The sequence below is a fragment of the Xanthobacter sp. DMC12 genome (assembly GCF_056314105.1).
In genome coordinates this window covers 199,713-216,830 of record NZ_JBQUYZ010000004.1, presented here as the reverse complement: position 1 = coordinate 216,830, position 17,118 = coordinate 199,713, and the positions used below count along the sequence as shown (strand labels likewise).

General features: G+C 68.4%; 18 protein-coding genes. 15 read left to right on the top strand and 3 right to left on the bottom strand.

Annotation, left to right across the window (positions count from 1 at the left end):
- Positions 1-12: 12 nt before the first annotated feature.
- From ACT535_RS16520 to ACT535_RS16510, 3 genes are all read left to right on the top strand, one after another.
- Positions 13-1,008 (top strand): alcohol dehydrogenase catalytic domain-containing protein, encoded by a 996-nt coding sequence (locus ACT535_RS16520; RefSeq protein ID WP_168459494.1) that lies wholly within the window; start codon positions 13-15, stop codon positions 1,006-1,008.
- Positions 1,009-1,245: 237 nt separating this feature from the next.
- Entirely contained in the window at positions 1,246-1,533 is a 288-nt protein-coding gene (locus tag ACT535_RS16515; RefSeq protein WP_168459495.1) for a UxaA family hydrolase, read from the top strand.
- An 8-nt stretch (positions 1,534-1,541) separates the two neighbouring features.
- On the top strand, positions 1,542-2,822 hold the full coding sequence (locus ACT535_RS16510; protein WP_229646781.1) for a UxaA family hydrolase: 1,281 nt from the start codon (positions 1,542-1,544) through the stop codon (positions 2,820-2,822).
- Between the two features lie 88 nt (positions 2,823-2,910).
- On the opposite strand, the gene ACT535_RS16505 is transcribed toward ACT535_RS16510, so the two are convergent.
- Both ACT535_RS16505 and ACT535_RS16500 read right to left on the bottom strand, forming a co-directional pair.
- On the bottom strand, positions 2,911-3,915 hold the full coding sequence (locus tag ACT535_RS16505) for an Ldh family oxidoreductase (RefSeq protein WP_476365253.1): 1,005 nt from the start codon (positions 3,913-3,915) through the stop codon (positions 2,911-2,913).
- Positions 3,912-4,847, bottom strand: a complete 936-nt coding sequence (locus ACT535_RS16500) for a hydroxyacid dehydrogenase (protein WP_476365252.1) — start codon at positions 4,845-4,847, stop codon at positions 3,912-3,914. Before ACT535_RS16500 ends, ACT535_RS16505 begins: the two co-directional genes overlap by 4 nt.
- Before the next feature lie 197 nt (positions 4,848-5,044).
- On the opposite strand from ACT535_RS16500, the gene ACT535_RS16495 reads away from it, so the two are divergent.
- From ACT535_RS16495 to ACT535_RS16485, 3 genes are all read left to right on the top strand, one after another.
- Positions 5,045-5,842, top strand: a complete 798-nt coding sequence (locus ACT535_RS16495) for a GntR family transcriptional regulator (RefSeq protein WP_476365251.1) — start codon at positions 5,045-5,047, stop codon at positions 5,840-5,842.
- A gap of 353 nt (positions 5,843-6,195) precedes the next feature.
- A complete protein-coding gene (locus ACT535_RS16490) occupies positions 6,196-6,966 on the top strand; it encodes an ABC transporter ATP-binding protein (RefSeq protein WP_476365250.1) in 771 nt (256 codons plus the stop codon).
- Complete coding sequence (locus ACT535_RS16485; RefSeq protein WP_168459500.1) at positions 6,959-7,852, top strand: ABC transporter permease; 894 nt, start codon at positions 6,959-6,961, stop codon at positions 7,850-7,852. The genes ACT535_RS16490 and ACT535_RS16485 overlap by 8 nt, the downstream gene beginning before the upstream one ends.
- A gap of 33 nt (positions 7,853-7,885) precedes the next feature.
- Here the strand turns inward: ACT535_RS16485 and ACT535_RS16480 are convergent, their stop codons facing one another.
- On the bottom strand, positions 7,886-8,638 hold the full coding sequence (locus ACT535_RS16480) for a GntR family transcriptional regulator (protein WP_476365249.1): 753 nt from the start codon (positions 8,636-8,638) through the stop codon (positions 7,886-7,888).
- Between the two features lie 223 nt (positions 8,639-8,861).
- On the opposite strand from ACT535_RS16480, the gene ACT535_RS16475 reads away from it, so the two are divergent.
- From ACT535_RS16475 to ACT535_RS16435, 9 genes are all read left to right on the top strand, one after another.
- The gene (locus tag ACT535_RS16475; protein WP_476365248.1) at positions 8,862-9,884 is read left to right on the top strand and encodes an ABC transporter substrate-binding protein; all 1,023 of its coding nucleotides are present in this window, start codon (positions 8,862-8,864) and stop codon (positions 9,882-9,884) included.
- Between the two features lie 90 nt (positions 9,885-9,974).
- Complete coding sequence (locus ACT535_RS16470; protein ID WP_476365247.1) at positions 9,975-10,751, top strand: succinate dehydrogenase/fumarate reductase iron-sulfur subunit; 777 nt, start codon at positions 9,975-9,977, stop codon at positions 10,749-10,751.
- The gene (locus tag ACT535_RS16465) at positions 10,748-11,092 is read left to right on the top strand and encodes a succinate dehydrogenase (RefSeq protein WP_476365246.1); all 345 of its coding nucleotides are present in this window, start codon (positions 10,748-10,750) and stop codon (positions 11,090-11,092) included. The genes ACT535_RS16470 and ACT535_RS16465 overlap by 4 nt, the downstream gene beginning before the upstream one ends.
- Positions 11,089-11,469, top strand: a complete 381-nt coding sequence (locus ACT535_RS16460) for a succinate dehydrogenase, cytochrome b556 subunit (protein ID WP_476324512.1) — start codon at positions 11,089-11,091, stop codon at positions 11,467-11,469. Before ACT535_RS16465 ends, ACT535_RS16460 begins: the two co-directional genes overlap by 4 nt.
- A gap of 2 nt (positions 11,470-11,471) precedes the next feature.
- Positions 11,472-12,203, top strand: coding sequence for a sulfite exporter TauE/SafE family protein (locus ACT535_RS16455; protein WP_476365245.1), 732 nt, complete (start codon positions 11,472-11,474; stop codon positions 12,201-12,203).
- 9 nt (positions 12,204-12,212) lie between these two features.
- The gene (locus ACT535_RS16450) at positions 12,213-13,085 is read left to right on the top strand and encodes a fumarate hydratase (RefSeq protein WP_476365244.1); all 873 of its coding nucleotides are present in this window, start codon (positions 12,213-12,215) and stop codon (positions 13,083-13,085) included.
- Between the two features lie 14 nt (positions 13,086-13,099).
- A complete protein-coding gene (locus tag ACT535_RS16445; RefSeq protein ID WP_476365243.1) occupies positions 13,100-13,711 on the top strand; it encodes a fumarate hydratase C-terminal domain-containing protein in 612 nt (203 codons plus the stop codon).
- Positions 13,708-15,438, top strand: coding sequence for an L-aspartate oxidase (locus tag ACT535_RS16440; protein WP_476365242.1), 1,731 nt, complete (start codon positions 13,708-13,710; stop codon positions 15,436-15,438). Before ACT535_RS16445 ends, ACT535_RS16440 begins: the two co-directional genes overlap by 4 nt.
- Complete coding sequence (locus ACT535_RS16435) at positions 15,435-17,114, top strand: thiamine pyrophosphate-binding protein (RefSeq protein WP_476365241.1); 1,680 nt, start codon at positions 15,435-15,437, stop codon at positions 17,112-17,114. Before ACT535_RS16440 ends, ACT535_RS16435 begins: the two co-directional genes overlap by 4 nt.
- The last annotated feature ends 4 nt before the right edge of the window (positions 17,115-17,118 follow it).

Sequence of the window (17,118 nt, the reverse complement as noted above, 5' to 3'; positions counted from 1 at the left end):
GAAAGCCCGATCATGAAAGCCCTGGTCTATACCGGACCCCACCGGCTGGAGTTCCGCAGCGAGCCCGAGCCTCTGCCCGCCAATGACGAGGTGCTGGTGCGGGTGGAGGCGGTGGGCATCTGCGGCTCGGATATGCACGCCTATCACGGGCACGACGCTCGACGCCCCGCACCGCTGGTGCTCGGCCACGAGGCTGCGGGGCGTATCGCCTCTGGGCCACGGGCGGGACAGCGCGTCACCGTCAATCCGCTGGTCACCTGCGGCACCTGCCCGGCCTGCGAGGCAGGGCGCGCGCATCTTTGCCCCGACCGGCAGATTCTTTCCATGCCGCCGCGCCCCGGCGCGTTCGCCGAGCTGGTGCGGGTGCCGGAGCGCAATCTGGTGGCGATCCCCGACAATTTCCCCGTCGCCCATGCCGCGCTCGCCGAGCCGGTGGCGGTGAGCTACCACGCGGTGAACCAGGGGGCACGGCTCCTGGGCCTGCCCCTTCCCGCCGCCCGCTGCCTCGTGCTCGGGGGCGGGGCCATCGGGCTTGCGGCGGCTTTGGTGCTGGCCATGCAGGGCGCGGCGGAGATCTTCGTCGCCGAGCCCAATGCGGCCCGGCGGGACACGGTGGAGCGCACCGGCCCGTTCCGCTGCTACGCGCCGGGCGAGGGGGGTGAACCCAAGGACGGCAGCATCGACCTCGTCATCGACGCGGTGGGTGCCGTCGCGACCCGCGCCGCGGCATGCCGGCTCGTGCGGCCGGGGGGCGTCATCGTCCATGCGGGACTCCTGCCCGGCACGGAGGGGCTGGATATCCGCCGCATCACGCTGCAGGAAATCATCGTCTCCGGCACCTATTGCTATACGCCCGCCGACTTCCGGGCGACGGTGGAGGCGCTCGCCTCCGGCCGCCTCGGCGCCCTCGGCTGGATCGAGGAGCGCGGATTTTCGGAGGCGATCTCTGCCTTCGCCGACATCGACGCCGGCCGGACCGGCGCGGCGAAGATCGTTCTGCGGCTCTGACCGCAGCGCTCCGGACTGGTCCGGGGCGCTTTCCTCATTCCTCGATCCTGTCCCCGCCTGCGGTTCCGGCGCAGGCGTCGGCTCCGCGCGGCCAGACGCGCCTTTCATTCGAAAACCAGAAAGAACGCCGGCGCCCGACGGGCCGCTTGACAGGGTTTTGTTCGCAGTTTTATGTACTATATCTTATATAAGACTTGGCCGACACGAGCCGGCCAAGACGGCAACGAGGAGGCAAGCGTGAGTGCGCCGCAACTGTTGGTTCACGAGAAGAAGGACACCGTCGGTGTCGTCGTGGTGGAGGGCCTGAAGGCCGGCACCGACATGCTGTGCGTGGTGACGCACGACAATTCGGCGTTCCACCTCACCTCCAAGATGGACGTGCCCATCGGCCACAAGGTCGCCCTCACGGACATCAAGGCCGGGGACACCATCTGGAAGTACGGCCAGGACATCGGCATCGCCAAGGCCGACATCGCCAAGGGCGAGCACGTCCACGTCCACAACGCCAAGACCAAGCGCTGGTGAGGGAAGAAATGTCCAACATCGCCATGTTCCACGCCCAGACCGCGCCCAACCCCTTCCGCGGCGGCGCGCCCGACCAGCTCATCACCAAGGCGACCCCCACGGCGCTCGCCTCGGCCGACTATGCCAACGCCACCGTCCGCGGCTGGCGCCGCGAGAACGGCCGGGTGGGCGTGCGCAACCACGTCGTCATCCTGCCCCTGGACGATCTCTCTAACGCCGCCTGCGAGGCCGTGGCCGCCCATGTGAAGGGCACCATGGCGCTGCCCCACGCGTACGGCCGCCTGCAGTTCGGCGAGGATCTGGAAATCCATTTCCGCACCCTCATCGGCATCGGCTCCAACCCGAACGTCGCCGCCGTGGTGGTGATCGGCATCGAGGACCAGTGGACCAACCGCGTGGTCGAGGGCATCGCCAAGACCGGCAAGCCGGTGGTGGGCTTCGGCATCGAGCTGAACGGCGACATCGCCACCGTGGCCAAGGCCTCCTACGAGGCGAAGCGCTTCGTGCAGTGGGCCAACGAGTTGCCGCAGGAGGATTGCCCCCTCTCCGACCTGTGGATCTCCACCAAGTGCGGCGAGAGCGACACCACCACAGGCCTGTCCTCCTGCCCCACGGTGGGCAATATGTATGACAAGCTTATCCCGCACGGCATCTACGGCGTGTTCGGCGAGACCTCGGAAATCACCGGCGCCGAGCACCTGTGCAAGGAGCGCGCGGCCACCCCGGAAGTGGCCGAGAAGTGGTTCAAGATGTGGAAGTCCTACCAGGACGACGTGATCGAGGCCCACAAGACCGACGATCTCTCCGACAGCCAGCCCACCAAGGGCAACATCGCCGGCGGCCTCACCACCATCGAGGAGAAGGCGCTGGGCAATCTCGAGAAGATCGGCCGCGAGTGCCGCTACATCGACGCTCTCGAGCCGGCCGAGGCCCCGGCCAAGGGCCCTGGCCTCTATTACATGGACACCTCTTCCGCGGCGGCCGAATGCGTGACGCTGATGGCGGCGGCGGGGTATGTGATCCACACCTTCCCCACCGGGCAGGGCAACGTGATCGGCAACCCCATCGTCCCGGTCATCAAGATCTCGGGCAACCCGCGTACCATCCGCACCATGGGCGAGCATATCGACGTGGACGTGTCGGGCGTGCTGCGCCGGGAGATGACCATTCCGGAGGCGGGCGACGCGCTCATTGACATGATCGTGCGCACCGCCAACGGACGCCTCACGGCGGCCGAATCCCTCGGCCACCGCGAGTTCGTGATGACCAAGCTCTACCGCAGCGCGTGAGGGCAGGGCGGCCGGGAACGGCCGCCTTCTCCCGAACGAAAAAGGGCCGCCGGCAGGATATGCCGGCGGCCCTTTTCTATTTCCCGTCTCAGGCGGCGGAGCGGCGCTGAAGGTCTTCCAGCAGGTCGGCAGGAATGGTGATGCCCTCGGCCTCGCTCTCGGCCCGCGCTTTCAGGCGCCGCTCGCCGGGCAGGCGCGTGCCGTCCTGCCCCAGGATGGCGCCGAGGAGCCGTTCCAGCCGGACCAGATAGTCCGCCCCGCCCAGCCGCACCGGGTCCATCACCAGGAACAGGTGGCCGATGGCGGGGGAGGGGCCTTCGGCGGTGAAGAAGGACGCAGCCTCGAAGCCGAACTGGCCGCCGGTGAGGGCGGCGGCGAGGATTTCCACCATCAGCACCAGCGCCGCCCCCTTGGCATCGCCGATGGGCAGCATGGTGCCGGCCAGCGCGGCCTTGGGATCGGTGGTGGGGTTGCCCTGCGCGTCCAGCGCCCAGTCGTTCGGGATGGGATTGCCACGCTGGGCGGCGACCATGATCTTGCCGCGGGCCACCTTGCTGAGAGAGGCGTCGATGACGAGCGGGGCTGCATCCTTTCGCGGTGTGGCGAACGCGATGGGATTGGTGCCGAACACCCCGGCCTGACCGCCCCACGGTGCGATGGCCTGCGGCGAGTTGGAGAAGGCGAGGGCGGCCAGCCCCCGCTCCGCCATCTGCTCCACATGATGACCCATGACGCCCGCATGGTGCGAGGCGAAGACCGAGACCGCTACGATGCCGCTCTCGGCGATGCGGCCTGCGGCGGCGTCGAGCCCGGCGGCGATGGCGGGAAAGGCGAGGCCCTCGCGCGCATCCACCCGCAGGGTGGACACGGAGGTCCATTCGAGGGCCGGTTCCGCCTGTCCCTTTACCTTGCCGGAGCGGATCTGGTCCGCATAAGCCGGCAGGCGGGAGAGCCCGTGGCTGGCGATGCCGTCCGCGTCCGCCGCGACCAGGGCCTCGGCGGTGGCCTCGGCCGCCGCCCGGCCGGCGCCGGCCGCGATGAGCACCGAGCGGGCGAGGGCGCGGGCCGCGTGGAGGGAGAGTTGTTCGCTCATGCCGCCTTCTCCTGAAGCACCTGCGCCACCGCGATGGCCACCGCCTCGCTGACACGCACGTTGGATTCCACGGTGACGCCCGCAATGTGCGGGGTGAGGATGAGGTTGGGCACGCCGTCCAGAGGGCCGCCGCCGGGCAGGGGCTCCGTCTCGAACACGTCCAGCATGGCGGCGGCGAGCCGGCCGGCCTTCAGCGCCTCGGCCAGCGCCGCCTCGTCCACCACGCCGCCCCGCGCGGCATTGATGAGCACCGCATCCGGCCGCATGCGGGCGAGGGCGTCGGCGCCGATGAGGCCGCGGGTCTCTGCGGTCAGCGGCACATGGAGGCTCAGCGCGTCGGCGTCCCGCAATACCGTGTCGAGCGAGGCTGGGCGCGCACCGTTCGCCGCGAAGGCGGGATTGCCCGCATCGAGGAAGGGATCGTGGGCGATCACGTCCATGCCCAGGGCCACGGCGCGGCGCGCCGTCTCTCGCGCGATGGCGCCGAAGCCGACGAGGCCGAGGATGCGGCCGGAGGTTTCCCGCCCCATCAGGCGCGTGCGCGGCCAGGCGCCGCCCGCCACCTCGGCGGAGGCGTGGTAGGCGCCACGCAGCAGCATCATCACGCCGCAGATGACATATTCGGCCACAGCCAGGTCGTTGGCACCGGTGGCCGGGCGCACGGCGATACTGCGGGCGCGGCAGGCTTCCACGTCGATATTGTCGAGGCCGACCCCGAGCCGCCCCACCACCTCCAGCCGGGGCGCCGCCGCGAGCAGCGCGCCGCGCACCTGCGTGCGGTTGCGGACGATGAGGGCGCGCGCGTCCTTGAGAAGGGCGTGGAGGGCGTCGGGCTGGTCTACCAGCGCCGGGTCGTAATGGACCTTGTGACGGCCGCGCAGCGCGGCGAGCGCCGCCTCGTCCATGAACTCGGTGACGACGATGTCGGGCATGGGCGTTTCCGGTTGTCGTTTTCGGATATTGTCGTTCTGGGTGCGGAACGAGGGCATTGCGTGCGCTTCTATTCCGTTATCATATATAAGATATGAGACTGACGGGTGTTGCAAGCTCTGCGGGGGGAGATGCAAGCCGGGCCAGCCGCACCTATAAGCGTCGGAGAAGACGCGCCGCACCAGGGGGCGAGAGGATCGTGAGCAAGCCAAACATCGCCGCCGGGGCCGAGCCCCGCAGGGCGCAGGAGAGAAGCCCGGCCGGCGCCGCCCATCGCGGCGAGGGAGAAGGGCTCGAATCCAAGCCGCTTTACCGGCAGGTCCGCGAAACCCTGATCCGCCGCATGGTCGACGGCGTGTGGGCCCCCGGAGAGCCCCTGCCCAGCGAGATTCAGCTCGCCGCCGAACTGGGTGTCAGCCAGGGCACGGTGCGCAAGGCGCTGGACGAGATGGCGGCGGAGAACATCGTGGTGCGCCGGCAGGGCCGGGGCACCTTCGTCGCCCGCCACGACGAGGAGCGCATCCTGTTCCAGTTCTTCAAGCTGGTCGGGGATGACGGGGAGCGCCACTTCCCCGAAAGCCGGGTGCTGGGCATCGAGCGGGCCAAGGGCACCGCCGCTGAATGCGGCGCCCTCGCGTTGCCGCGCAACGGGCGGGTCCTGCGCATTCGCCGCCTGCGCACGTTCGACGGCGCACCGCTCATCATCGAGAGCCTGATCCTGCCCGACCAGATGTTCCCGGGCCTCGCAGACGCGCCGGTTCCGAACAACCTCTACGGCCTCTACGCGCAGCGCTACGGCATCACCGTGGCGCGGGCGCGGGAGCAATTGAAAGCCGTGGGTGCGGACGCCGACACTGCGGCCATGCTGCATGTGGAGATCGGTGCGCCGGTGCTGCTCATCGACCGTCTCGCCTATTCGCTCGACGGCACGCCGGTCGAATGGCGCGTCAGCTTCTGCCTCACGGCCGGCTTCCACTATCTCTCCGACCTGACCTGATTTTCCTTAAGCGGTTGAGCAAAGACCATATTTCGGTGTGAGGCAGTCGCCGGAAGGGTGTGGCGAACTTATGTCTTATATATGATAGTAGATGGCCTTTACAGGCCTACCAGCCTTGTCTATCGTCATCACACCTGAGGCGGCGTGACAGGAGTCCGCAGCCCGCAGGCAAAGCCGAAGAACGGCGGGGCGGATGCGCCATTTCGCGCGCCCCGACCGCGGGATCCCACCAGACACAAAAAGCCAGCCGCCCCGCCAAGGGTGGTCAGGCACCATGAAGACCGGGAGCAGAAACGACGCCTCGCCAGAACGGCCAATAAAGGCCGCGGCGACAGGTCCCAAGGGAGGGATGCATGGGTTCGCAGAAACCTCTTCTGGAGGTGAGTGGCGTAACGCTGCAGTACAAGACGCCGAATCTACTCGTCACCGCCACCTACAGGGTGGATTTCAACGTTCTTGAGGGCGATCGCTTCATTCTGCTGGGTCCGTCGGGGTGCGGAAAATCCACCCTGCAGAAGGCCGTCGGCGGCTACATCACGCCCACGGAGGGCGAGATGCGCCTCAAGGGGCAGGTGATCCGCGCCCCCGGGCCGGACCGCATGATGGTGTTCCAGGAATTCGATCAGCTCCTGCCCTGGAAGACCGTGCGCCAGAACGTGGCCTTCGCCCTGACCGCCGCCCGCAAGCTGAAGGGCAAAGAGGCGGACGAGCGGGCGATGCACTACATCGAGAAGGTCAACCTCACCAAGTTCGCGGACACCTATCCGCACATGCTGTCCGGCGGCATGAAGCAGCGCGTGGCCATTGCCCGCGGCATGGCCATGGAGCCGGACATTCTTCTGATGGACGAGCCGTTCGCCGCGCTCGACGCGCTGACGCGTCGGAAGATGCAGGACGAACTCCTGCAATTGTGGGCGGACACGCGCTTCACCGTGCTGTTCGTCACCCACTCCATTGCCGAGGCCATCAAGATCGGCAACCGCATCCTCCTGCTCTCGCCCCATCCAGGCCGGGTGAAGGCCGAGCTCAACAGCACCACCGATCCCAACGACGCAGCGCTCCTCGAGCAGCGCATCCAGCACATGCTGTTCGCCGATGAGGCGAAGGAGATCATCGATGCCTGAGATCGCCACGCTGAAGGTCATTCCCCTCACCGAACCGCGTCCGGAAATCTATCGCGAGGACACGCCGGCCGACGCCATGACGGTGGTGGAAAAGCCGCTGTCCACCTGGGAGCTGCTCTACAACTGGAGCTTCTTCCGCAAGCTCATCATTCTCGCCGCGCTCGCATTGGCGTGGGAAATCTACGGGCGCGTTCTCAACAACGACCTGCTCTTTCCCACCTTCAGCGCCACCGTCTCCGCCTTCTTTGCCAATGTGATGAATGGCGTTCTCCCCGAGCGGGCGTGGGGGTCGCTCCGGGTGCTGCTGATGGGATATGCCATCGGCATCACGCTCGCGGCGGTGCTGACGGCGCTTGCCATCGCCTCGCGCATCGGCACGGATTTTCTGGAGACCATGACCTCCATGTTCAATCCGCTGCCGGCCATCGCGCTTCTGCCGCTGGCACTGATCTGGTTCGGGCTCGGTACCGCCAGCCTCGTCTTCGTGCTGGTGCACTCGGTCACATGGGCGATCGCGCTCAACACCCACTCGGGCTTTCTCTCGGTGAGCCGCACGCTGAAGATGGTGGGTCGCAACTACGGGCTGAGGGGGCCGCGCTTCATCGCCACCATCCTCATCCCGGCGGCGTTTCCCTCCATCCTTACCGGCCTGAAGATTGGCTGGGCATTCGCGTGGCGCACGCTGATCGCGGCGGAGCTGGTGTTTGGGGTGTCGTCCGGCTCCGGCGGACTTGGCTGGTTCATCTTCGAGAACAAGAACATGCTGGACATCGCCAACGTGTTCGCCGGCCTTCTGACCGTGATCCTCATCGGCCTCGTGGTGGAAAACCTCATCTTCCAGACCATCGAGCGCCACACCATCCAGCGCTGGGGCATGCAGGCCTGAGCGGCGCCGCAAGACGCGAAGTGCGGGCCGCCCTCACTCGAGGGCGGTCCTGTACCTGAGGCGGGCAGTGAAGCTCTCGCGATATTCCACCCGCCGTCCATCAAGGGCGTGGGCGACGCGTCGCACCTCCAGAACCGGGGCACCCGTCGCGATCCCGAGGTGCTGCGCCATGGTGCCGTCCGCCATCGCCACGCCAACCTCGTCCACGGTGCGCATGATGGTGACGCCGCAGCGCTCCTGGTAGAAGACGTACACCTCTTCCACGATATCCTCTCCGGTCTTCAGCCCCAGCGCGGCGAAGGTCTGCGCCGGCAGAGCCAGGCGCTCGTAGACCAGCGGCTGGCCCTTCTCGCTGCGGATGCGCGTGAGGGCGAGCACCTTGCCATTGGGATCAAGATCGAGCTGACGACGCTCCTCGGCGCTCGCCGCGCGAACGGTCTGGGTGAGGAGATGCGCTACCGGATCGAGCGGGCGGCCATCCGGGTGCACGAAGCGCAGGAAGCGGAAACGCGACTTGGCGCTGGAGTGGGGCACCACCTGCGTGCCCCGTCCGTGCTGGCGCTCCAGCAGCCCGTGGATCACCAGTTCCTCCGTGGCCTTTCGGATGGTGCCGATGGACACACCGAGTTCGCCACAGAGCTGCTGCTCGCTCGGCAGGTAGCTGCCGGGCTTCCAGACACCGTCGATGATGCGCTTCAGCAGCAGGTCGCGCGTCTGCTGGTAGAGCGGCCGCGCCTCGATGGCCGCGGCCCGGGCGTTCGCGGAGGGGGTGGATTCCAATGTCATATATATGACCTAAGACTATTGACACCTGTTGTCCCGAGGGTACTCTGCCCCTGCCGACACTCAATCGGAAAATGGTCGCGCGCCGGATCGAAACCGAGCGGACACGTCATCGGCCTTCGATCCCGGAAACGAAAACAAGACCGCACGCCTTGAGCGCGCGGCCACGGCAGCCCCGGCGCGCCGTCTGCGATGCGCCAGGGGAAATGCCACCAGGGAGAACGCAATGGGTCTCTTCTTCAAACGCGCGGCTGTGTTCGCCGCCGCAGCGCTTGCCCTCGTTCCGCTGTCGCTCGCCGCAGGGGCGGCGCGTGCGGAAACCGGGACGGTTCGCCTCGCCAAGCAGTTCGGGATCTCCTATCTGCCGATGACGGTGATGGAGGAACTGAATCTCGTCGAGAAGCAGGCGAGCGCCAAGGGCTTTGCTCTGAAGACCGAATGGCTGCGCTTCACCGGCGGCTCGGGCATGAACGAGGCCCTCATCTCGGGCAATCTCGATATCGCCGCCGGCGGCGTCGGGCCGATGCTCACCATCTGGGCCCGCACCCGCGGCAACCTGAAGGTGAAAGGCATCGCGGCGCTGAACGCCATGCCGCTCTACCTCGTCTCGGTGAACCCGAACGTGAAGACCATCAAGGACTTCACCTCCACCGACAAGATCGCCCTGCCGGCGGTGAAGACCTCCATCCAGGCGGTGACGCTGCAGATGGCCGCCGAGCAGGCCTTCGGCCCGGGGCAGCAGAACAAGCTGGATTCCCTGACCGTTTCCATGGGCCACCCGGACGCCCAGCTCACCATGATGGGCGGAAAGTCAGAGGTGACCGCGCATTTCGGCTCCTCCCCCTTCCAGGAGCTGGAGCTGAAGGACCCGCGCGCCCACAAGGTGCTGGACAGCTATCAGGTGCTCGGGGGGCCGCACACCTTCAACGTCATCTGGACCACCGAGAAGTTCGCCTCCGAGAACCCCAAGGCCCTCGCCGCTGTCCTCGCCGCGCTGGAAGAGGCCAACGCCCTGATCCGCAAGGAGCCCGCCGCCATGGCCGCGCTGTGGATCAAGGCCGAGGGCTCCAAGATGAGCGTTGACGAGGCGGTTGCCATCATCAAGGCGCCAGAGAACGAGTGGACCACCACCCCGAAGAAGGTGCTGTCCTATCTCGATTACATGCACCGGGCCGGCCTCGTCGGTGCCACCACAAAGGACTGGAAGGATATCTTCTTCCCCGCCATCCATGGTGCGCCGGGCGGCTGAGCATCGCCTCGGCCGGCGCGCGGTCATCGCGCGCCTTCCCGTCGCGGGCGACAGCCCTTGGCGTCTCAAGAAGCCTTCAGGACGAACGACATGACGAGCACGAGCCAGAACGGGCGGACGGCGGAAGCGCCGGCCGAGGAGACCCTGCGCGTCCGCGTGTGGCGCGGCCAGGCCGATGGCGCCTTCGAGGACTTCGCGGTGCCGCGCCGCGCCAGCCAGACCGTGCTGGACGTGGTGACCGAGATCCAGCGCGCGCAGGACCCGACGCTCTCTTACCGCTTCGCCTGTCGGGTCGGCATGTGCGGCTCCTGCGCGATGGTGGTGAACGGGCGGCCGCGCTGGACCTGCCGCACCCGCGTCTCCGAGGCCCTGGACGGCGACGTTCTCGTGCTGGAACCCCTCCGCAACCTGCCGATCGTCAAGGACCTGACCGTCGACATGGTCCCCTTCTTCGAGAAATGGCGCGACGCCCACGGCGCCTTCGAGCCGGGCGCGGCGCCCCCTTCCGATTTCGCTCAGGTGCGGCCCGACAGCCCGAAGCGGAGGGCCGCCGACGCCGGCGTCGAGTGCATCAATTGCGGCGTGTGCTACTCCGCCTGCGATGTCGTGGCCTGGAACAAGGATTATCTCGGCCCGGCCGCCCTCAATCGTGCCTGGACGCTGGTGAATGACGAACGCGACCGGGGCAACCCGGCACGGCTCGCCGCGGTGTCCGGGGACGTGGGCTGCCACTCCTGCCACAGCCACATGAGCTGCACGGAGTTCTGCCCCAAGGATCTGGCGCCCACCTACGCCATCGCCGGCCTCAAGCGCGCCACCGCGCCCTCGCCGATCGGCCGCCTGCTCGCGCTGCTGGGGAAGTCATGAATCCTCTTCTCTACATGGCCCAGCGCGGCACGGCCGCAGTGCTGGCGGTCGCGGTGGCGGTGCATCTCGCCACCATGGTGCATGCGGTGCGCGGCGGGCTCAGTGCGGCGGAAATCCTGTCGCGCACGGCGGGCAACGGCTGGTTCCTCGCTTTCTACTGTGTGTTCGTCTGCGCCGCCGCCATTCACGCTCCCATTGGCCTGCGCAGTGTGATCCGCGAATGGACCGGCTGGCGCTCGCGCTCCCTCGATATCGTCATGCTGGCCTTCGCGACCGCCATCGTCGTGCTCGGCCTGCGCGCGGCGCTGGCGGTCTATCACCCCGGAGGGATGCTGCCGTGAAGCCCTCCGCCTTCTCCGCCGCGACCCGTCCGGGGCTGCGCGAGGCCTCCCACCTGAAGCCGGGTTTCATCGCGGCGCTGCTCCATCGCCTGTCGGGCGTGGCCCTGGCGGTATTTCTGCCCATGCATTTCATCGCGCTCGGAACCGCGCTGTCGGGCGCCAACGCGCTCGACAGCTTCCTGGCTGTTACTCACAGCCCGCTCGTAAAGATCGCCGAATGGGGCCTCGTCAGCGCCCTTGCCGTGCATATGGCCCTTGGCCTCCGGGTGCTCGCCATCGAGTGGTTCTCGTTCCGCGGCCATACCGCCGGCGTGGTGGCGGGCGCCATAGCGGCAGGGCTCGCCGTGGGCCTCCTCTTCCTGCTGAGCGGGTGGTGAGCATGCTCGGCATTCCGCTCGCGACCCTTTCCATCCTCTGGGCCGGCGCCTTTCTCGGTGCGCTGGCGGCGGGCGGGGCAGGCTTTGCCTTCGCCCTCGCCGCCTCCGCCATCTGGCTGCACGCGCTCGACCCGATCCAGACCACCGCTCTGATCGTCGCCTGCGGCAGCATCCTGCATCTCACGCTCGTCTGGCCCATCCGCCGGTCCATTGATGGCGTGCGTCTCGCGCCCTTCCTGGTGGGCGCGCTGGTTGGGGTGCCGCTGGGCGTGCTGGTGCTCACGGCGGTGAACCCCGCCCCGCTGAAGCTCGCTCTGGGCCTCGGCATGGCGGCCTATGCCGTCTACGCGCTCCTCGCCCCACGCCTTCCGGTGATCGTCGCCGGTGGCCGCTGGGCCAACGCGGGCATCGGCTTCGTGGGCGGCATCCTCGGCGGGCTCGGGGGGTATTCGGGGGTCGTTCCCACCATCTGGACCCAGCTGCGCGGCTGGCCGAAGGAGGTGGCGCGCGGGGTGTACCAGCCCTTCATCCTGTTCGCGCATGTGGTGACGCTGGCAGCTGTCGGGGTGGTGGGCATCGACGGGCGCTCCTGGTTGCTCATCGTCCTTGCCCTGCCGCCGCTCGCCATCGGCGCGGTGCTCGGCCTCCAGATCTACGGCCGCCTGAACGAGAAGGCATTCAAGCAGATGCTGTCGCTGATGATCCTGCTCTCGGGTCTGGCGCTGGTCATCTAGGAGCTAACCATGGAACTCAACCTCGACGAAGTCGAAAAGATCTGCGCCGACCTCTATCTGCGCGCGCTCCAGTTGCTGCCGCCGGACATCAAGGCCGGCTTCTCGGAGCTGCAGCGCACGGAGACGGACGCGACCGGCCAGGCCATCCTCGGCACCATGGTGGAGAACATCAAGGTAGCCGAGCGCACGCGCAACATCCTGTGCCAGGACACCGGCATCCCCATCTACAACATCACCATCGGCCGCAACGTCTCCTTTGATGGCGCCGGGCTGAAGGAGGCGGTGCGACGCGGTGCGGCGCGCTCGACCAAGGAGAACTCCCTGCGCTCGTCGGTGGTGCATCCCATCACCCGCAAGAACGACCAGACGTCCTGCGGCATCCGCGTGCCGGTGATCCACATCGACTTCGACGACCGGGAGGAGACCGTCTCCATCGAGATGATCCCCAAGGGTTCGGGCTCGGAGAACGGCTCGTTCCTCAAGATGCTGCTGCCCTCGGACGGCATCACCGCCGTGAAGCGCTTCGTGGTGGACCGGGTGATCGAGCTGGGCGGCCGGGTGTGCCCGCCCACCATCGTCGGCGTCGGCATCGGCGGCACATCCGACCTGTGCATGCACCTCGCCAAGATCGCCGCGACCCGTCCCCTGCGGACGGTGTGCGAGGATGCCGAAGGCGCGAAGATCGAGGCGGAGCTGTCCCGCGCGGTGAACGAATTGGGCATCGGGCCGCAGGGCCTTGGCGGGCGATCCACGTCCTTCGCCGTTCATGTGGAGGTCGCCGCGACCCACATCACCCAGAACCCGGTGGCGGTGAACATCCAGTGCCATTCCGCCCGCCGCGCGCGGGCCACCCTCACCCCCGGCGGCATCGCCTTCAGCTGATCCGGAGCGCCCCGATGGCCCACCATGTCCTTGAAATGCCGGTTGATGCCGATCAGGTCCGCGCCCTGAAGGTCGGCGATACGGTGACGCTCCAGCGCACCCTGTTCGGCATCCGCGACGCGACGCAAATCCACATGTTCGACCGCGGCCGCACCACCCGCCTCGATCTCAAGGGACACGCGGTGATCCACACCGCGCCCAACGTGCACCGGGTGGAGAAATCCCCCGCCGCACCCGCCGGCTACACGCCCTTCTGCATCGGGACCACCACCTCCATGCGCATGGAGCGCTTCACCCGGCCGCTGATGGAGCGGGAAGGCGTGCGCCTCATCGTGGGAAAGGGCGGCATGGGGCCTGCGACGCTGGAGGCCTTCCACGACCTGGGCGGCGCCTATCTCGCCATCGTCGGGGGGGCGGCGGCGCTGGAGACCACGTGGATCGAGGAGATCGAGGACGTGGACATGGACGACCTCCACCCCGAAAGCCTGTGGAAATTCCGCATCCGCGATTTCGGGCCGCTGCTGGTGGGTATGGACGCCCATGGCGGCTCGCTTTTCGCCCAGGTACAGGCGGATGTCGCCGCCCGCAGGGACGCGGTGCTGGCGGGCATCGGAGCCTCCGAATGACGCCCGCCGTCGCGGTCCGAGAGACGGACGTCCTCATCCTCGGCTCGGGCGGAGCCGGCCTGTTCGCGGCGCTTCACACGAAGAAGGCCTCGCCCGACCTCGACGTGACGGTGGCGGTGAAGGGCCTCATCGGCAAATGCGGCTGCACGCGCATGGTCCAGGGCGGCTACAACGTGGCCCTGGCCCCCGGCGACAGCGTCGAGCGCCATTTCATGGACACGGTGGAAGGCGGCAAGTGGCTCAACGACCAGGATCTCGCCTGGACGCTGGTGACTGAGGCGCAGGTGCGCATCCGCGAGTTGGAGACCGAGCTCGGCTGCTTCTTCGACCGCAATCCGGATGGGACCGTCCACCAGAAGGCCTTCGCCGGCCAGACCTTCGACCGCACGGTCCACAAGGGCGACCTCACCGGCATCGAGATCATCAATCGCCTCATGGAGCAGGTGTGGCGGCGCGATGTGAACCGCATGGAGGACCACCGCGCCCTCGACCTCATCCCCGCAGCCGATGGCTCGGGTCTTGCCGGGGTGCTCATGCTGGACATGCGCACGGGGGTTCCGGTGCTGGTGAAGGCGCGCGCGGTGCTGCTCGCCACCGGCGGCGGGCCGACCATGTACAAGTATCACACCCCCTCCGGCGACAAGTCCTGCGACGGGCTCGCCATGGCACTTCGCGCGGGCCTCGCGCTGCGCGACATGGAGATGGTGCAGTTCCATCCCACCGGCCTCCTCGCCGGCCCCGGCACGCGCATGACGGGCACCGTGCTGGAGGAGGGGCTGCGCGGCGCCGGCGGCTGGCTCACAGACCGCACCGGTGCGCGTTTCATGCATCTCTATGACCCGCGCGGCGAGCGGGCCACCCGCGACATCGTCAGCCGCTCCATCATGCGCCGCATCCGCGACGGCTACGCCACGGCCCATGGCGGCGTGAACATCGAGATGGCGCACCTCGGCCTCGACCATGTGCGCAAGACCTTCAAGGGCATGGTGGAGCGCTGCGCCGATTGCGGCTTCGACCTCGCCGGAGGGCGGGTGGAGGTGATCCCCACCGCCCATTACATGATGGGAGGCGTGGTGTTCGGCGGAAATTGCGGCACCGCGATGCCCCGTCTCTACGCGGCCGGGGAGGATACGGGCGGCGTGCACGGCGCAAACCGCCTCGGCGGCAATGGCGTCGCCAACTCCACCGTGTTCGGCGGCATCGCCGGCGATGCCATGGCGCGGGAGGTGGAGCGCGGGCACGCCCTCGCCGATCCTGACCCGGCGGCCATGGAACACGCGCTGGAGCGCGCCTTCTCGCCGCTGGGCCGCGATGCGCGGGACCTGCCCGCCATTCGCGAGGCGCTCTACGAGGCCATGTGGGATGACGTGGGCATTTTGCGCACCGCCCAGGGGCTGAAGCGGGCGCAGGCGACGCTGGGCAGCCTCGCCGATGCCGTCTCCCGCGCCGGCGCGCCGGATGGGGATCGCCGCTACAACCTCACCTGGATGGACCGGCTGAACCTCGAGAATCTGGTGCTCGTCAGTCAGGTCATCACCGCAGCGGCGCTCGCCCGCGAGGATAGCCGAGGCGCCCATTTCCGCGAGGACTTCCCCGAGACCTCGGACCTTGATACCTCGCGCTACACGCTGGTGCGGCATGAGGCGGGCCGCCTCGACATTTCCACGGCGGCGGTGGCCTTCACCCGCGTCGCGCCCGGTCAGAGCCTGCTGAAGGACGTCGCATGAGCCCCGCACCCGCCACCACTGCCGCCGCCCCTCTCCCCGCCGCGGGGCAAGATATCGCCCCGCGCGGCGCGGACCTCGTTGTCCGCGCGCTTGAGGTGCATGGGGTGACGCGTATCTTTTCCCTGTCCGGCAACCACATCATGCCGGTCTATGATGCGCTGCTGGAGACGGATATCGCCCTTGTCCATGTGCGTCAGGAAGCGGCGGCGGTGCATATGGCGGATGCCCATGCGCGCCTGACCGGTGAGGTCGGGGTGGCGCTCGTCACCGGCGGGCAGGGCCTGTCCAACGGCGCTGCCGCTTTGTTCACGGCGCTCGGGGCGGAATCCCCGGTGCTCCTGCTGTCCGGCCAGGCCGGCATCGGCGAATTGGGCCGCGGCGCCTTTCAGGAGATGGATCAGGCGGCGGTCGCGCGGCCCATGGCCAAGGCCTCGTGGATGGTGGAGAGCGCCGAAGCGCTGGGCGCCGACATCGCGCGGGCCATCCGCATCGCGCGGGAGGGGCGGCCCGGCCCCGTTCATCTCGCGCTGCCGGTGGATCTTCTGGAGCAGCGGCTGGCTGCATCGCAGCCGACCGTGACGATGGAGGAGGCATGCGCCTCGACGGATGCCGAAGCCATCGCAGCACGTCTCGCGGCGCTGCTTGAAACTGCGGACCACCCCCTCATCCTGTGCGGCCCCGCGCTCTGCACGCCGTCAGGACGACAAGCCATGGCGCGGCTCGAAGCCGCCACGGGCGTGCCGGTGATCGGCATGGAGAGCCCGCGCGGGGTGAACGATCCCGGCCTCGGCGCCTTTGCGGAACTTCTGGCCGGGGCGGACCTCGTTGTTCTGCTCGGCAAGGCGCTGGATTTCACGCTGAAGTTCGGCGCGCCGCCTACGGTGGCGGCGTCCTGCCGCTTCGCGGTGGTGGATGCGGACCCGGACCTTCTGGCGCGTGCGGTGAAGGCGAAAGGTGCGCTCCTTGTGGAGCGCGTGGAAGGGGAGGCTGGCCGCGTGCTCGCCGCCCTCGCCGCATCCCCGCCGGCCGCGGCTGCGGTCCGTGCATCCTGGCTGGCGCGGGCAAAAGAGGCGCTGGCCTTCGTGCCGGCGGCCTGGGCGAGCGCGCGGGCGGCCTCGGGCCGTATCCACCCGGTAGAGCTGTGCGCTGCGGTGCGCGACTTCCTCGCCCGCCATCCCGATGGGACGCTCGTCTGCGACGGCGGTGAGATCGGCCAGTGGCCGCAAGCCATCGTCAAGACGCAGAACCGCATCATCAACGGCGTTTCCGGCACCATCGGCGCCTCCATTCCCTTCGCCATCGCGGCCCGGCTCGCGCGGCCGGAGGCGCCGGTGGTGGCGGTGATGGGCGACGGCACCTTCGGCTTCCACATGGCGGAATTCGACACGGCGGTGCGGGTCGGCGCGCCTTTCATCGCGGTCATCGGCAACGACGCCCGCTGGAACGCCGAGCACCAGATCCAGCTGCGCACCTATGGCGCCGGGCGCACCCGTTACTGCGATCTGCTCCCCACCCGCTACGACGAGGTGGTGCGGGCGCTGGGTGGATATGGCGCCCTCGTCACCGATGCCGCCGACCTGCCGGGCGCTCTCGCCGAGGCCCACGCGAGCGGGCTTCCTGCAGCGATCAACGTGATGATCGAGGGCGTCCCCGCTCCGGTGATCCGGCGCGGCTGAGCCT

Excerpts from the sequence above, each read along its gene's own strand:
- ACT535_RS16520 (WP_168459494.1), top strand. The coding sequence starts at position 13 with ATGAAAGCCCTGGTCTATACCGGACCCCACCGGCTGGAGTTCCGCAGC.
- ACT535_RS16510 (WP_229646781.1), top strand. The coding sequence starts at position 1,542 with ATGTCCAACATCGCCATGTTCCACGCCCAGACCGCGCCCAACCCCTTC.
- ACT535_RS16505 (WP_476365253.1), bottom strand. The coding sequence starts at position 3,915 with ATGAGCGAACAACTCTCCCTCCACGCGGCCCGCGCCCTCGCCCGCTCG.
- ACT535_RS16500 (WP_476365252.1), bottom strand. The coding sequence starts at position 4,847 with ATGCCCGACATCGTCGTCACCGAGTTCATGGACGAGGCGGCGCTCGCC.
- ACT535_RS16490 (WP_476365250.1), top strand. The coding sequence starts at position 6,196 with ATGGGTTCGCAGAAACCTCTTCTGGAGGTGAGTGGCGTAACGCTGCAG.
- ACT535_RS16485 (WP_168459500.1), top strand. The coding sequence starts at position 6,959 with ATGCCTGAGATCGCCACGCTGAAGGTCATTCCCCTCACCGAACCGCGT.
- ACT535_RS16480 (WP_476365249.1), bottom strand. The coding sequence starts at position 8,638 with ATGACATTGGAATCCACCCCCTCCGCGAACGCCCGGGCCGCGGCCATC.
- ACT535_RS16475 (WP_476365248.1), top strand. The coding sequence starts at position 8,862 with ATGGGTCTCTTCTTCAAACGCGCGGCTGTGTTCGCCGCCGCAGCGCTT.
- ACT535_RS16470 (WP_476365247.1), top strand. The coding sequence starts at position 9,975 with ATGACGAGCACGAGCCAGAACGGGCGGACGGCGGAAGCGCCGGCCGAG.
- ACT535_RS16465 (WP_476365246.1), top strand. The coding sequence starts at position 10,748 with ATGAATCCTCTTCTCTACATGGCCCAGCGCGGCACGGCCGCAGTGCTG.
- ACT535_RS16455 (WP_476365245.1), top strand. The coding sequence starts at position 11,472 with ATGCTCGGCATTCCGCTCGCGACCCTTTCCATCCTCTGGGCCGGCGCC.
- ACT535_RS16450 (WP_476365244.1), top strand. The coding sequence starts at position 12,213 with ATGGAACTCAACCTCGACGAAGTCGAAAAGATCTGCGCCGACCTCTAT.
- ACT535_RS16445 (WP_476365243.1), top strand. The coding sequence starts at position 13,100 with ATGGCCCACCATGTCCTTGAAATGCCGGTTGATGCCGATCAGGTCCGC.
- ACT535_RS16440 (WP_476365242.1), top strand. The coding sequence starts at position 13,708 with ATGACGCCCGCCGTCGCGGTCCGAGAGACGGACGTCCTCATCCTCGGC.
- ACT535_RS16435 (WP_476365241.1), top strand. The coding sequence starts at position 15,435 with ATGAGCCCCGCACCCGCCACCACTGCCGCCGCCCCTCTCCCCGCCGCG.